This is a genomic window from Pseudovibrio ascidiaceicola, assembly GCF_900114245.1.
Lineage (GTDB): Bacteria > Pseudomonadota > Alphaproteobacteria > Rhizobiales > Stappiaceae > Pseudovibrio > Pseudovibrio ascidiaceicola.
In genome coordinates this window covers 63,585-78,427 of record NZ_FOSK01000006.1, presented here as the reverse complement: position 1 = coordinate 78,427, position 14,843 = coordinate 63,585, and the positions used below count along the sequence as shown (strand labels likewise).

The 14,843-nt window shown below is 52.6% G+C and carries 15 protein-coding genes; 8 read left to right on the top strand and 7 right to left on the bottom strand.

Features of this window, described 5'->3' with window-relative positions; translation table 11 throughout:
* Positions 1–2: 2 nt before the first annotated feature.
* The 4 genes from BM231_RS12620 to hemC form a co-directional block, all read right to left on the bottom strand.
* On the bottom strand, positions 3–1,811 hold the full coding sequence (locus BM231_RS12620) for a heme biosynthesis protein HemY (RefSeq protein ID WP_093519874.1): 1,809 nt from the start codon (positions 1,809–1,811) through the stop codon (positions 3–5).
* 21 nt (positions 1,812–1,832) lie between these two features.
* Complete coding sequence (locus tag BM231_RS12615; RefSeq protein WP_093519872.1) at positions 1,833–3,752, bottom strand: COG4223 family protein; 1,920 nt, start codon at positions 3,750–3,752, stop codon at positions 1,833–1,835.
* A gap of 202 nt (positions 3,753–3,954) precedes the next feature.
* Positions 3,955–4,665: a uroporphyrinogen-III synthase gene (locus BM231_RS12610; protein WP_093519871.1), complete on the bottom strand. Its 711-nt coding sequence runs from the start codon at positions 4,663–4,665 to the stop codon at positions 3,955–3,957.
* Complete coding sequence (gene hemC / locus BM231_RS12605; RefSeq protein ID WP_063291779.1) at positions 4,665–5,588, bottom strand: hydroxymethylbilane synthase; 924 nt, start codon at positions 5,586–5,588, stop codon at positions 4,665–4,667. Before hemC ends, BM231_RS12610 begins: the two co-directional genes overlap by 1 nt.
* A gap of 127 nt (positions 5,589–5,715) precedes the next feature.
* On the opposite strand from hemC, the gene tsaD reads away from it, so the two are divergent.
* The 6 genes from tsaD (at position 5,716) to BM231_RS12575 (ending at position 10,526) form a co-directional block, all read left to right on the top strand.
* A complete protein-coding gene (gene tsaD / locus BM231_RS12600; protein WP_063308267.1) occupies positions 5,716–6,828 on the top strand; it encodes a tRNA (adenosine(37)-N6)-threonylcarbamoyltransferase complex transferase subunit TsaD in 1,113 nt (370 codons plus the stop codon).
* Positions 6,829–7,474: 646 nt separating this feature from the next.
* Positions 7,475–7,957: an NUDIX hydrolase gene (locus BM231_RS12595; RefSeq protein WP_244271790.1), complete on the top strand. Its 483-nt coding sequence runs from the start codon at positions 7,475–7,477 to the stop codon at positions 7,955–7,957.
* Positions 7,958–7,967: 10 nt separating this feature from the next.
* Positions 7,968–8,978 (top strand): NAD(P)H-dependent glycerol-3-phosphate dehydrogenase, encoded by a 1,011-nt coding sequence (locus BM231_RS12590; RefSeq protein WP_093519869.1) that lies wholly within the window; start codon positions 7,968–7,970, stop codon positions 8,976–8,978.
* A gap of 85 nt (positions 8,979–9,063) precedes the next feature.
* Positions 9,064–9,354, top strand: a complete 291-nt coding sequence (locus BM231_RS12585) for a YciI family protein (protein WP_093519867.1) — start codon at positions 9,064–9,066, stop codon at positions 9,352–9,354.
* An 83-nt stretch (positions 9,355–9,437) separates the two neighbouring features.
* On the top strand, positions 9,438–9,866 hold the full coding sequence (locus BM231_RS12580) for an EVE domain-containing protein (protein WP_057461924.1): 429 nt from the start codon (positions 9,438–9,440) through the stop codon (positions 9,864–9,866).
* Positions 9,867–9,872: 6 nt separating this feature from the next.
* Positions 9,873–10,526, top strand: coding sequence for a class I SAM-dependent methyltransferase (locus BM231_RS12575; protein WP_093519865.1), 654 nt, complete (start codon positions 9,873–9,875; stop codon positions 10,524–10,526).
* A 14-nt stretch (positions 10,527–10,540) separates the two neighbouring features.
* Here the strand turns inward: BM231_RS12575 and BM231_RS12570 are convergent, their stop codons facing one another.
* On the bottom strand, positions 10,541–10,906 hold the full coding sequence (locus tag BM231_RS12570; RefSeq protein ID WP_063312943.1) for a hypothetical protein: 366 nt from the start codon (positions 10,904–10,906) through the stop codon (positions 10,541–10,543).
* A 239-nt stretch (positions 10,907–11,145) separates the two neighbouring features.
* On the opposite strand from BM231_RS12570, the gene BM231_RS12565 reads away from it, so the two are divergent.
* Positions 11,146–12,318: a M20 aminoacylase family protein gene (locus BM231_RS12565; protein ID WP_093519863.1), complete on the top strand. Its 1,173-nt coding sequence runs from the start codon at positions 11,146–11,148 to the stop codon at positions 12,316–12,318.
* A gap of 74 nt (positions 12,319–12,392) precedes the next feature.
* A complete protein-coding gene (locus BM231_RS12560) occupies positions 12,393–13,343 on the top strand; it encodes a threonine/serine dehydratase (RefSeq protein WP_093519861.1) in 951 nt (316 codons plus the stop codon).
* 45 nt (positions 13,344–13,388) lie between these two features.
* On the opposite strand, the gene BM231_RS12555 is transcribed toward BM231_RS12560, so the two are convergent.
* Together BM231_RS12555 and BM231_RS12550 are read right to left on the bottom strand one after the other, a co-directional pair.
* The gene (locus BM231_RS12555; protein ID WP_063298633.1) at positions 13,389–14,120 is read right to left on the bottom strand and encodes an amino acid ABC transporter ATP-binding protein; all 732 of its coding nucleotides are present in this window, start codon (positions 14,118–14,120) and stop codon (positions 13,389–13,391) included.
* Positions 14,117–14,791, bottom strand: coding sequence for an amino acid ABC transporter permease (locus tag BM231_RS12550; protein WP_057465115.1), 675 nt, complete (start codon positions 14,789–14,791; stop codon positions 14,117–14,119). Before BM231_RS12550 ends, BM231_RS12555 begins: the two co-directional genes overlap by 4 nt.
* Positions 14,792–14,843: the final 52 nt, after the last annotated feature.

Below are 14,843 nucleotides of genomic sequence, written 5' to 3'. Positions count from 1 at the left end.
TCTTAGCGGAAGAACCTAAAACTCTGATCTTTTGGCGTTTTCGGATCTTCATCGTCTGGTTCAGGCCCTGGGTCATCAGGAAGCTGAGAAAGCGGGAACTCCACCAGCTTCTCATCTTTCTTCTCAGGCTTTTCATAGGATGAGCTCGCGCCTTCCTCCTCAGTCTTGGAAGGCTCCTCGACCTTTTCCTCGGCCTTTTCATTGGCTTTGGTCGGCGCCCAGCTTGAAGATTCCACAGGTACGACAGTGGCACGTGGCTCTTCAGCCTTGGCTTTCTCATCCGGCTTTTTCTCAGCGGATGTCTCTTTCGCCGTTTCTGTCACAACAACAGGCTCTGCGGCGTCAGGCATTGCGGCTGGGGCTGCCACAGGCTCGTCCTTCACTGCAGTGGGTTTTTCTGCCTCCCGCGGTTTAGGCACAACGATATCCGCCTCCACCGGTTCCTTCAGAACCTGTACAGGGGCAGCCAGTTCAGGCGGCTCAAACAGCTTGTCATCGATAACCTCAATCAACGGTTCCTGATCCACGGCACCTTCCGGTGCTGCCCACTCATAGGCATCCACACGGCCTGTTTTTGGAGAAACAGGCGCCCAGTTGGCGGAAACAACACCGTCCGCGGTCCAGACCTTATCGCTTGGCGCACGCACAGCGCGGGACAACCACTCACGAATGCGGCCCTGATCACCATGCTCACGCTCTTCAAGATCAGCCATCAGCAAGAACGCACGTTGCGTTGGCTCAGAGCGCAGAACGCGCTTGAGTTGATCGCGCGCTTCATCAAACTTCTTGGCTTCAATCGCAGCAACAGCAATCGCAATCGCCCCCTCAGAAGAGTAAGCACGCATGCTTGCCAGTGTTCTGACGCGGCTCAGTCGATCAGTGACGGAATCACCAGGACGAACATGGGCGTAAGCATCAGCAAGATCTGGGTGCGGGCTCAACTTCCACGTCGCCTCAAGGATCTTACTTGCTTTGCGAACATCACCTGTCCGCGTCCGCAGACGGGCCGCAACAATCGCGGCAGGCACCAGCGAGGGCGCAAGGCCATGCGCTTCAACAGCAAGCGTACGCGCACGATCCGGATTTTCGTTCTCCAGCTCAAGAGCACGCGCAGTCAGCAGAACAGCTTTCTGGCGACGAAGGGTTTTCTTATCCAGCATGCGAGCAGCATAGTTGCGCTCAAGCGTTGCAATGGCTTCTTCCCAATCACCGGAAACGGCCTGATACCCAAGTACCGCATTGCCTGCCCAACGCAGACCCGGAACCAGATTAAAGGCTTCCTCAGCAAAGTGGCGCGCTGCTGCAGGCTCACTTTCCCGCTCCGCTTCAATGTAAAGGCCGTGCAAGCCCACAGCCATGGAGCGATCATCTTCCAACATCGCCTCAAACCGGCGACGGCTTTCTGCATGATCACCATCCAGTTGCGAAGTCTGCGCCAAGAGAAGACGTGCAGCAGGCTCGTTACCGTCCAGCAGTTTGTCTGCCTTCAGACCAAACTTGCGCGCATGCAGCGTATCGCCAGAACCAAGAGCCAACAGTCCCTGAGACAAGGCATCATAGCCTTTGTCTTTGCGGCGGCTCTGCATGAAATGGGAGACCAGCGTCGGTGATTTCCAGATCAACCGGAAGAACCCCCAAGCCACAATCGACGCCACAATGGAAGCACCAAACGCAACAACAGCTGTCAGCAAGCTTGCCTGAACAACATACCCTTGCCATTCAAGCGTAACGACGCCCGGACGATCTGCCATCCAGGCTCCGCCAAGAGCCAGTAAAAATACAAACGCGAAAAAGATGAGAACGCGGACCATGTCCTTCGCTCCTTTCCGATACTACTTGTTTTCAGAAACAAGCGACTTCAAAACTTGAGCGGTGATTTTTTTCACCAATTCATCTGCTGCCAAACGGGCTTTCACCTGCTCAGCCCACGCTGCACCAACCTGTTGCATCGGTTCTGGCAAAGCATCATAAGCCTTAATCGCTCCGGCAAGATCACCCGCAGAAACCCGGGATTCCATCGTGCCAAGCAGCTCGCTGGAACTCGTCCCATCACTGTCAGTCGGCGTGCGGACAGAAACGAGAGACTTGGCGCTTGAGAACAGACGATCAACCACATCATCATTCTCACTCGTCAACGACACAGCACTCATATCACGCGCGACCTTACCAAATCCGGCAATCAACGCCGCAGAGGAAGGAATACCACTCGCAGCGCTTGCCTTCAGTGGCGCGAGCTCAGCAGCATCCCCTGGCAGCACAGCTTCAACAGCAGCCAGTTCCGCTTCATAGGTCTCACCAGAGTCCACAGCATTGCGCAAAGAGGCAATCGCGATGGCACGTGCGGCGCGTTCCTGAGCACTTGCAGTGCCCAGGGCCTTCTCCAACCGGTCAACACGTGCAGTAATCTGCTGTGTTGTCTCGGCATTCGCCTGCGTCAGCGCTTCAATTTTGCCTTCAAGAACTTTCTGCTCAGCCGTCAACTTACCAATCTGCGCAAGCGCTTCATCCACCTTGGAACCTGTCACAGCCAACTGTGAACCAAGGTCCTTCAGCTGTGTCGGCGCCTCTTTCAAAGCTTGAAACTGCTTCTGCAAATCTGTCAGATTGCCTTGCATGCCTTTCAGAACCTGCTCAGCATTCTTTCGGGTCGCAGCGGTCAGATCAGCAACCTGCTTCGCCAGCTGATCCTGCGTCTTCTTCATGCTCGCAACAGCAGCACCATCACCAGCAGCCCCATTTGAAATGAGCTCGTTCAGTTCCTTAATTTCTGCACCAAGCGTAGAAACCTGCTCTTGCACCTTCGCAGTTACACCAGCAGTCGCATCACTCAACTTAGTACTGGTTTCCTTCTGGATCGCGTCCAGCTGATCAGTCAGGTTCTGAATGGTTTCCTTGGCAGCGAAACTACCTGCCGCATGATCTTTCAGCGCCGTAATTTCCTGGCTCAGCTGCGAATAGCGGTTCTTGGAGCTTTCCAACAGGGCCTGAACTTCAGTCGCATTCTGACCAGAGCCAGCGCCAATCATCTGGAGCATGCCAACCTGATGCAGACCAACCCCAGCACCGGCAACAATCAATGCACCAATAACGCCAGCGGCAAGCATCGCGCCAAATCCAGCGCCTTGCTTGGGCGGATGCGGAGGCTTATCAGCAGGCCCGCCGGGGCCTTTACCGGAAGGCGGAGGCGGTGGTGGAGGCGTATCCTTACCGCCCGAGCCAGCCTTTTCGTCTTTACTCTTCACAGGCTCTTTTGCAGCAGAAGCGGTTGAGGTTTTGCTGGCAGCAGCCGTCTTCGCAGTAGAAGACTTAGCAGCGCTGGATGCAGCAGCGCTCTTCTTCTCGTCCGCTGCCGCTTTTGTCGCGTCTGCAGCGGCCTTTGCGCTTGCAGCAGCAGTAGGCTTGGCTGGTGTTGAAGAAGACTGAGCACCCGCAGCTGGTTTAGCGCCCGCCGCAGGCTTGGCAGCAGCTGCCTTGGTCGCTTCAGTATTTTCAGTCTTCGCAGAAGATTGTGATTGTTGTTTACCGGTTGGCGGCACAGAGCCTGCCTTGGTAGAAGTCGCTTTGCTCGCAGCAGGCTTGGCCGCAGGACCAGCGCTCGCGGCAGGTTTATCAGTCTTGGAAACGTCTTTCGCGGGCAGGTCAATCGTGACAGGCTTTCGGGATCCACTGGAGAGCGGAGATTTCCGTGATGATGTTCCACCACCCGAGCCTGCCCCGGTGGACGCACCACCCTTTTTGTCATCAGCAGCCATCAAAACCTCCTAGAATGGCGCGTTTCAAGCAGTTTCCAGCCGCGCCAATTTTCATAGTCACGCAATCTCAACAAGGCCTCCTAAGAGGCCTCTTTCTTAACATAAGCATCCCTTTAGCAAACTGCTATCAGGGAGAATTAGCACCTTGCCAAACAAACTACGACTTCTCCATAGGGCCCAGAGAAGTTCAAATCACTTCCTCTCAACTTATCGAACCAGAGAGAAGTTCAAACAAGCTATCCTCACGCGGCGTTTTCGCAGTAAAAACCTCGCCAAACGCCCCGGCCTGCTCTGCAACCCGCTTTGAAACACATAATGCTTTCATAGAGTTAAGAAACACTATGGTTTTTTCAAGATTTGAAAGGCTGAGAAAAACTTGAATTGTTCGTGGAGAATAAAACAACGCACAATCCAACGCTTTTGCTTCTATCAGTCCTCGGGTTTTCTCAGAAAAGCCAGTCGCAGCAGCCATTTGGTAGACCTCCACCATACGGCAGGCAATGCCCTGTTGCTCCAGTTGTCCGGCCAGGTCACCACTGCGGTCAATCGCTGCAGGGTAAAAGACAGGCCCCGCCTGTTTGCTATCCGCAATCAGTCCGCCAAGGGAATCAACATCCCCATCCGCACATATGATCTCTTGGAAACCGGAAGCCTCTGCAGCTTTGGCTGTCGCCTCACCCACAGAATAGAGAGGAAGGTGCTGTAGCTGTGCAACAAGACCATTGAAGACAAGGGCTTCAATGGCATTCGCGCTCGTCACAGCAATCGCTTTGGCGTCCCCAGCCACATCTCCGCGAACGGTCAGCGGCTGGAAACTCAACATCGGCTCAACAATCACCTCGTGTCCCATAGCAATCAGCTTCTGTGCAGTTTTATCCGCTTGAGGCTGAGGACGGGTCACGAGTATTTTCATTAGAGCTCCAAAAAGTTCGGGCCAGACTTCGCTTTCAGTTCTTTGCCAAGCTCGCGGCCAATCTCTTCAGCATCGCTTAACGGGCCTTCGCCTTCAACTGTGTGCGTCTGGCTGCCATCGGGCTTGATCACCTCACCGCGGAAACGGATGCGATCACCTTCCACATGGGAAAGACCGGCAATCGGCGTCCGGCAGGAGCCATCCATCTCAGCCAGATAAGCACGCTCCAGCAATAGGCGGCTTTCAGTCTCTGCGTGATGGATCGGCGCAAGAATGCGTGCCGTCTCTTCATCACCAAGACGTGCCTCAATACCAATCGCGCCCTGCCCGACAGCAGGAAGGAAGTGCTCTACATCCATCAAAGACGTCACCAGATCACCTTGTCCCAGACGACGCAGACCAGCGTAAGCAAGGAAGGTTGCGTCAACCACACCTTCACCCAGCTTGCGCAAACGGGTCTGAAGGTTACCGCGATACATCACTACATCAAGATCAGGGCGCAGACGCTTGATCTGTGCCTGACGACGCAAACTGGAAGACCCAACCACAGCACCCTGTGGAAGATCTGTCAGCTTTTCCACCTTTGGAGAAATGAAAGCATCGCGCACATCTTCACGTGGAAGGTAAGCGGTCATACCCAGACCATCCGGCAGAACTGTCGGCATATCCTTGGAAGAGTGAACTGCCAGATCAATGGACTTATCCAGCAAAGCTTCCTCAATTTCCTTGGTGAACAAGCCTTTGCCGCCTGCTTCGGAAAGAGGCCTATCTTGAATTTGGTCTCCCGTTGTTTTTATAACAACAATCTCGAAGTCATCATCGGTTAACCCGTGTGCCTTCGCGAGACGAGCGCGTGTTTCATACGCCTGGGCCAGTGCCAGGGCGCTTCCACGTGTACCAATTCTTATAGGTTTTGTTTGCAAGGATCACATTCCCAATGCTAGGGGCTCATGTTAGATGAGCGACATAAAATCATCGGCCCGCGAAATCAACCATGCTTTGCGCATGAGAGAACGACAAAAACCAAGCGGCCAAAGGAGACCAAACGTGCTGACCATCCTCGGCATAGAAACGAGTTGTGACGAAACTGCCGCTGCTGTCCTTGAGATTGATCAAGATGGCAAATGCGTAATTTTGTCCAACGTGGTGCATTCTCAAATCGATGAGCACACACCGTTCGGCGGTGTTGTACCAGAGATTGCGGCGCGCGCCCACATTCAGTTGCTGGATGGTATCGTAGATCAGGCGATGAAAACAGCAAATGTGAAGTACTCTAATCTATCCGCAGTTGCTGCAACCGCTGGCCCCGGCCTCATTGGCGGCGTCATCGTAGGCTTGATGACAGCAAAATCCATTGCCATGGCAATCGATAAACCATTGATTGCAGTGAATCATTTGGAAGGTCACGCTCTCACCGCACGTATGACGGATCAGGTTGAGTTCCCATTCCTGTTGCTCCTCGTCTCCGGTGGTCACACCCAGTATCTCCTCGTAAAAGCTCTTGGGGAATACGAAAGATTGGGCACAACCATTGATGACGCGATTGGTGAAGCGTTTGACAAAACAGCCAAACTGCTAGGTCTGCCTTATCCCGGTGGTCCGGCTGTAGAAAAAGCTGCAAAACTTGGTGATCCAACCGTCTACAAACTGCCACGCCCACTTTTGGACCGCCCCGGCCTCGACATGTCTTTTGCCGGGTTGAAGACCGCAGTGCGCACCGCAGCCTTAAAAGAAGAGCCTGTCAGCGAGCAAACCGTCAACAACCTGTGCGCCTCCTTCCAGGAAGCTGTCGCGGATGTCCTCGGAAAACGCAGTGCACGAGCCTTCGAGTTATTCAAAGAGCGCTATCCGGATACGCCTGTCAAAATGGTTATCGCGGGCGGTGTTGCAGCAAACGAAGCAATTAGGATTCGTCTAAACGAGGTTGCCGCAGAACATAGTGCAGAATTAATCGCACCGCCGCACAAACTGTGCACAGACAACGCCGCAATGATTGCATGGGCGGGAGCAGAGCGTCTGAGAAAACTCGTTGCCGAAGACCCTTCCATTCTGGAGCAAAACGGCAAGGGCGACGACATGAACGAAGCCCCACGCCCACGCTGGCCGCTAGACAAAATCTCCGAAAGCGTCGTTGGTTTCGGTCGCAAAGGCGCGAAGGTTTAATCAACCTACGAAAGCAATCAGCATGCATACCTCTCAGGATCTCGCAGTAACTGCGGGATTTTTTAGGATTGGAACATTGAAAACTTATCCCCCTGCCCTCAACCGCGCTTATTCTCAGTGTTGTGCTCACGTATTCGGGCAGCTGGTGGACCGTCCATCAGTGCGGCGTGGGCTGGGCGGGGCTACCGGGTGAAGTAACGCATCACCCGGCGGGTTCGTTGAAACACCCCTTGAAAGTCTTTAGTGCAGGGACCAAGCGGAAGCTGGTCACCCGATGGGCGTCTACACTGGCAGGCGTTTAGCTTTCACCGACAATCACATTTGCCTCTGGCAAGTGTGTGCATCGTTGACAGTGCCTGCTCCCAATGCCTTTCGGAGGAGATCTTGTTTCATACAAAAACGCCCGGGCAAGGCGAGCAGCCAATGCCGAAGAAACTAATTTACTCACAATGCGCAGGCTCTGCCTGCTCGCCTTGCTCACTCCCGAACTTTCGGGGCATTCAGTTCCACGCTGCAGGCAAAGCCATGCGGCGCTAAAGCGCGTGTCATACTGCTATTTATGTGCAAACTGCTATAACGCCTTGCTTGCAACAAACTCCTGCAAATAACATCTGCCAAATTCAAACAACATCGATTTGATTGATTCATGGTGGAAACGACATTGCAGCCTCGGCACAAAGCCTACGTCTATATGACCTGCGGCACACACCTTCTCGTTTTTGATGAACCGGAAACCGACATCGCAGGCACATTGCAGGTGCCAGGTGGAACACTGGATCCGGGTGAAAGCTATCTGCAAGCTGCCAAACGCGAGTTTGAAGAAGAAACAGGCCTCAGTGTTTCCGGCGCACTTGAGCAATTCACTGGCCATGACTTCCTGTATGACGATGCCCTCACTTCAGGTCCAGAGCTACACCGCCGCAAATTTTTCCATCTCAAAATTCAGGAAAAAGCAAAGCAGACTTGGGATCATTACGAAATGAGCCCAAATGACGGTGGAGATCCTATCCTCTTTCGCTTCTTCTGGGTTGATTTGGCAGACAACGAAACTAAGTCCAAGCTAACAATGCACGGAGGGTTCGATATCCCTCTTGAGCAACTGTGTGAACGACTGAACATCACCCAATAAGGAAAACAACATGACCACTGCTCTAAACAAGATCGCTGTAATTGGCGGAGGATCTTGGGGAACTGCGCTCGCCTTGGCAGCCGCAAGAGCAGGTCGGGAAGTCTCCTTATGGGCCCGCGATGCAGAAACCATCGCCGCAATCAATGCCAACAAACAGAACCCGAAATACCTGCCCGGCATTGAGTGGACAGAGCAAATCACCGCTACCGGCATCCTCAAGCATGCTGTCAGCGGTGCCGATGCCCTCTTGCTTGTAACACCAGCGCAGACAACCCGGGCGATGACAGAAGCGATCAAGCCGTTTCTAAAGCCAGCGACACCAATCGTTCTCTGCGCAAAAGGCATCGAGCAATCAACCGGTCAGCTCCTTTCTGAGGTGATCAAGTCCGTCGCGCCAGATGCCATTCCCGCAGCGCTGTCTGGCCCAAGCTTCGCGCATGACGTGGCAAAGGGCTTGCCAACAGCCGTCACAATTGCAGCTGAAGACGGCGCAGTAGCAGATCAGCTTTCCGCAGCACTCGCCTCAAAAAGCTTCCGCCCTTACGCAACTGATGACCTCATCGGCGTACAAATTGGTGGCGCTCTCAAAAACGTGCTCGCAATCGCTTGTGGCGCAGCCGTCGGCTACGGCCTCGGTGCCAGCGCACAGGCAGCACTGACAGCCCGCGGCTTCGCAGAACTGAGCCGCCTCGGCATGGCACTCAATGCCAGAAGCGAAACGCTCACAGGTCTGTCTGGTCTTGGCGACTTGGTCCTCACATGTTCCTCAACTCAATCACGAAATTTTGCCTTCGGCTTAAAGATCGGACAGGGTAGAACTCCGCAGGAATTGGTTGCACCGGGACAAAAGCTTGCAGAAGGCGCTCACTCCGCTAATATCGCGGTCGCCTTGGCAACCGAACATGGTGTCGACATGCCAATTGCAAACACCGTGTCACAAATCGTAGCTGGGAAAATCGACGTCGCACAGGCATTGAGCGACTTAATGACGCGCCCCCTCAAACGAGAGACACACCCCTAGTAGAATCCTTTTAAGCTAGGAATTGCCTGGTTGTATATCAGGGATCAAATGGTTAGGTTGAAAACCTGCTACTGGAGTATCCAATATGCTGTACGCTCTCATCTGCACTGATAAGGCGCATTCTGAAGACCTTCGCCAAAAAACACGTCAAGATCATCTCGATTTCCTCAAAGGTCTTGGTGATCGTTTGAAGGCAGCGGGACCTTTCATGTGTGATGACCTCGTATCTCCGACAGGTTCGCTGGTCATGATTGAAGCCGCGAACAGGGACGAAGCATTGGCAGTAGCTAATGAAGATCCTTATTCACTGGCAGGTCTCTTTGAATCTGTTGAGATCCGTCCTTGGAACTGGGTAATTAAGAACCCGGAAGCCTAATTTTGTTGTAAGTATTACAACACGTCAATTTTGGAGCACCAGTCTCTCATTGTAGGCAGGTGCTCTTTTTAATGGAGGCAAAGTTGCAATACTGGCTGTTCAAATCCGAACCTAACAAGTGGTCCTGGGATCATCAAAAAGCCAAGGGTGAAGAAGGCGAAGAGTGGGACGGCGTACGCAACTATCAGGCCCGCAACTTCATGCGCGACATGAAAATCGGTGACCGTGGCTTCTTCTACCATTCCAACATCGGCAAAGAAGTTGTCGGCATCGTAGAGGTCTGCGCGCTCGCACATCCAGATTCCACGACAGATGATCCACGCTGGGAATGCGTAGACATCAAAGCCGTCAAAGACCTTCCGCAGACAGTAACGCTGGCGCAAGTGAAGGCCGAAGAACGTCTTTCCGACATGGCTCTCGTAACGTCCATGCGTCTTTCTGTTCAGCCGGTAAAGCCGGAAGAATGGGCCGTTGTTCTGGAAATGGCAGGCATGGACCCATCAGAGGTCTAAGTACCGATGACAATTACGGACCGGCGCGCATTTATTTTGGAGCAGACACGAAGTCATCCTGTTCCTCATGCGCCGTCCATACTTCTTCACCTGGCAGACGAAAGCGTCGATCTCTGGCGCATGGGTGAAGAGGAGCTGGAAGAGCTGGGAGTCCCTTCCCCGTTCTGGGCATTTGCATGGGCGGGTGGACAAGCACTGGCCCGCTACATTCTCGACAATCCCGAGACTGTTAAAGACAAACACATCCTCGATTTCGCCAGCGGCTCAGGCCTCGTTGCCATCGCCGCAATGAAAGCCGGAGCAGCCTCAGCTATCGCAGCAGACATAGATCTCTTCGCTGCAGATGCCGCACTTATCAACGCAAACCTGAATCAGGTTACAATTCAAGTCAGCACTAAAGATCTTCTGGGAAGCTCTCTTGGTAATTACGACCTGATTTGCTGCGGCGATGTCTTTTACGACCCGGATATGACCATAAGGGTTCTTAGTTGGCTAGACACCAATCCTAAGGAAAAACCAATTCCGGTTTTAGTCGGAGATCCTCAACGCTCCTACTTTCCAACTTCACGTCTCACCCACCTGAAAACCTATGAAATTCCGGTGCAACGAGAGCTCGAAGACAACGAGACTAAAAAGACATCCGTCTACGCATTTGCCTGAAGCAAGAGTGCCAATCACCGACTAGGCCTGCTCATTTCCTCAAAGAACCGTGCAAGCGACTCCACATTCGCATCCGCTTTATAGGGAGACGTCAAAGCACACTCGACAGTCACAGTGCGCTTATCGATCTGAAGCGAGAAATCACTCGTCAACGGCCACATGCTCCAACTGTCACGCAAGGAGTTGTAGCGCAAAGAGGTTCCAAACAGACCACCATTTACGAGAAGATTGATAGAGACATTGCGTCGAAAATCAAAAGGACCAGTTTCAAACTCGGCTTTGGCAGGTAAAAGGCTGGTGTATCGATTGGCTTTGTTGAGAAACATCCATTGCTGTTTCTCCTCTGTGACATTCCGAAAAACACTCCGATAGATCGCCATACTGCCTCACTGCTGCTGAAGTTGAACAAACTGCAATATGTGACCTGACGTCAGCAATAACTTAGCGTGATTAAGCGGTCCTCGGGTTAGTTAAGGAGCCACATTGGCAGTTCATTTAATTTTACTCAACTGACCCTTTTGCGATTGATTTGCTCTTGCAATATTTCACTGCACTGGGCCAAAGTGAGGTTCATTTTCTAATCTCAATAAGAATCCGAAGTATTTGAGGGAGCACTCCGATGCCAACCATTAATCGTCTTGCAGAAATGCACGATGAAATCACCGCTTGGCGCCGTGATTTTCATGAACATCCTGAAGTTCTTTATGAGACACACCGCACATCAGCAAAAGTAGCCGAAATCTTGAAAGAGATCGGCGTTGATGAAATCACCACAGGTGTGGGTCGCACAGGCGTCGTTGGTGTTATCAAAGGCCGCAACGGCGGCGCAGGTAAATCCATCGCTCTTCGTGCTGACATGGATGCTCTTCCAATGGCCGAAGAAACCGGCAAGGAATACGCATCCAAAAACGAAGGCGCCATGCACGCATGTGGTCACGACGGCCACACCGCAATGCTGCTGGGCACAGCAAAATACCTTGCTGAAACCCGCAACTTCGACGGCACAGTTATTCTCGTGTTCCAGCCAGCTGAAGAAGGCGGAGCCGGCGCAAAAGCAATGATGGACGATGGCCTGTTTACCCGTTGGAATGTGGACGAGATATACGGCCTGCACAACCAGCCAGGCACTCCAATCGACCACTTCGCGACCCGCTCTGGTCCACTAATGGCATCAACCGATGAGTTCACCATCACCGTGAAAGGCGTCGGCGGCCACGCAGCATACCCACACAATACAATCGACCCGGTTGTTGTTGGCTCACAGATCGTATCTGCTCTGCAGTCCATCGCATCCCGTAATGTTGGACCACTGCAGTCTATCGTAATTTCCGTGACCTTCTTCCAAGCTGGCACTGCATACAACATCATCCCAGACACAGCAAAACTGGGTGGCACCATCCGTACGCTGGATCAGGATGTTCGCAAGCAGGCTGCTCAACGCGTAAAGCAGGTTGTTGAAGGCGTTTGCGCAGCAAACGGTGCTGGCGTGGACTTTGACTTTGCAGATGGGTACCCATCTACATCAAACCATCCAGACCAGACTAAGTTCGCGACGCAAATTGCAGCCGAAATCGCAGGCAGCTCAGACAAGGTCGACGAAAACATCGACCCAACCATGGGCGGCGAGGACTTTGCGTATTACCTCGAAGAAAAGCCGGGTGCTTTCATCTTCCTTGGAAACGGAGAGTCTGCGGGACTGCACCATCCGAAATATGACTTCAATGACGAAGCTATTCCATATGGCTGTTCCTATTTCATTAAACTGGTTGAAACTGCGATGCCTGCAACCTAAAATGCACATTGCAATTTTCGAAGCCTCGGATTTTTCCGGGGCTTCTCTATATTAAAAATATTCAGGCCATTACCGTGCAAATATCTAAACAAGCTATTGAAGTTGCTCACAAACGAATTCAGAAATACATTCGCAAAACTCCATCTATTGTGAGCGGTAACGGCACTTTTGGCCTGAAGTACTCCATTTCTTTGAAACTAGAACACCTGCAGCATTCAGGTTCCTTCAAAGCGCGTGGAGCATTCAACTCATTACTAAACAACTCAATTCCAGAAGCTGGTATAGCAGCAGCCTCAGGTGGCAATCACGGTGCTGCCGTTGCCTGTGCAGCTCATGCTCTCGGCAAGAAAGCCAAGATCTTCGTCCCTGAGATTTCCAACCCAGCGAAGATCGATAAGATCCGCAGCTTCGGCGCAGACGTCCATGTCGAAGGCTCCGCCTATGCGGATGCTGCAGCTCTGTGCACTGAATACCAGAAGCAAACCGGCGCAATTGATATTCACCCATTCGACGCCATAGATACAATCAACGGCCAGGGCACCGTAGCATTGGAATGGGCGGAACAAAGTCCTGATCTGGATACCATCCTTGTGGCTGTCGGTGGCGGCGGCCTCGCAGCAGGTGTTGCAAGCTACTATGCAAACAGCCCCACCAAAGTCATTGCCATAGAGCCATTTGGCTCCTGCTCCATGAACGCAGCGCTTAAAGCCGGTGAGCCAGTTGATGTCGAACTGGACAGCATCGCAGCCAACGCACTGGGTGCAAAACGATGCGGCACCTTCCCGTTTGAGGTCGCACGAAACCACATTGCGCAATCCATCCTTGTCGAGGATGACGCTATTCTCGCCGCGCAACGTCGGCTCTGGAGAGAAATGCAGCTCGTCGTCGAACCAGGCGGCGCAACAGCCCTGGCAGCTCTGATCTCCGGTGCATACAAGCCAGAAGAAGGCGAGCGCATCGGCGTCTTATTGTGTGGTGGTAACGCTGAACTCATTCAGGTCAACAACACCCTGTCCGGTCGATAAAAGAAAAGCGGTACATCCATAAGAAGGTACCGCTCTCGAAACTCTCTAAAGAACTTTCCGCAAGAAACTGCGCGTTCTTGGATCATCTGGGCTCGTGAAGATCTTCTCAGGTGGGCCTTGCTCAACAATGCGCCCGCCTTCCATAAACAGAACGCGATCCGCAATCTCTTTTGCAAATGCCATCTCATGGGTCACGATCAACATCGTCTGATGAGCCTGCGCAACGCGGGTAAGCAGCTGCAGCACCTCATCAACCCATTCAGGATCAAGCGCAGAAGTCGGCTCATCAACCAGCATCAGCTCCGAGTTGCTCGCCATCGCACGGCCAATACCAACGCGCTGCTGCTGACCACCAGAAAGAGACGCAGGATAGGCATCAGTCTTATCTGCCAAACCGATATCCCGTAGGATCTCATCGGCCCGCTCAAACGCAGTCTCTTTGGCTTCACCACGAACGGTGATCAAGCCTTCAGCAATATTCTCACGCGCTGTTTTGTTGGCAAACAAGGCGTAATTCTGGAACACAAAGGCCGTTCTCAGACGCATCTCTTTAATCTGCGCGGCATTTGCTTTGCGAACGTCGATGCTCTTGCCATCAAGAACATACTCGCCCTCTTCTGGCGTCTCAAGAAAGTTGAGACAACGCAGCAAAGTAGATTTACCAGTCCCGGACGGACCAATAATAGCGATACGTTCGCCTTTTTTGATATCCAGGTCGATCCCGTTCAACACAGGGACACCATTATAGATTTTTGTGAGCCCGCGGATCTGGATCATCTGGAAACAGCCTTTGAAAGTCGGTTTTCAATTTGGGTCTGAACGAAAGCAAGGCTCTCAACCACAGCCCAATAAATAACGGCAACGACAATAAACGTCTCGAAGTACAGGAAGCTTCCTGCTGCTTCTTTCTGCGCAGCACCCATCAATTCAGTCACACCAAGCGTAAAGGCCAGACTGGTGCTTTTGATCAGATCGATGAAGTAGTTAATCAGCGTTGGCGCAGCAACACGCGCTGCTTGCGGCAGAATAATCCGGCGCATCATCTGACCAGTAGACATACCAATCGACTTTGCTGCTTCCCATTGGCTACGGTCAACACCCAGGATCGCCGCACGAATACTCTCTGCCATATAAGCGGAAAAATGCAGAGTCAGACCGATAATCGCAGCAGAAACCCCATCAATCGCTGTGAGGAACGAAAAGAGCTGCGGCAAACCGTAGTAGAACAAAAACAGCTGCACCAGCAGCGGCGTTCCACGAAAGAAGCTGATAAAGAGCCGCGTGATTGCATCCAAGACAGGAAAGCGCACCACGCGGATAATTGCAAACAGCGATGCAAGTATAAGCGCCAAAATCATGGACACACTTGCCATACCCAAAGTTAGGGGTAAGTACTTTAAAAGGATCGGCAAAAGGCCGAGCATGTAGTCCAGATCTAAGGCGCGCATAATCAGTTCTTATTATTAGAGCATGCCCTCGAACGACGGGAGTAAATTCCCG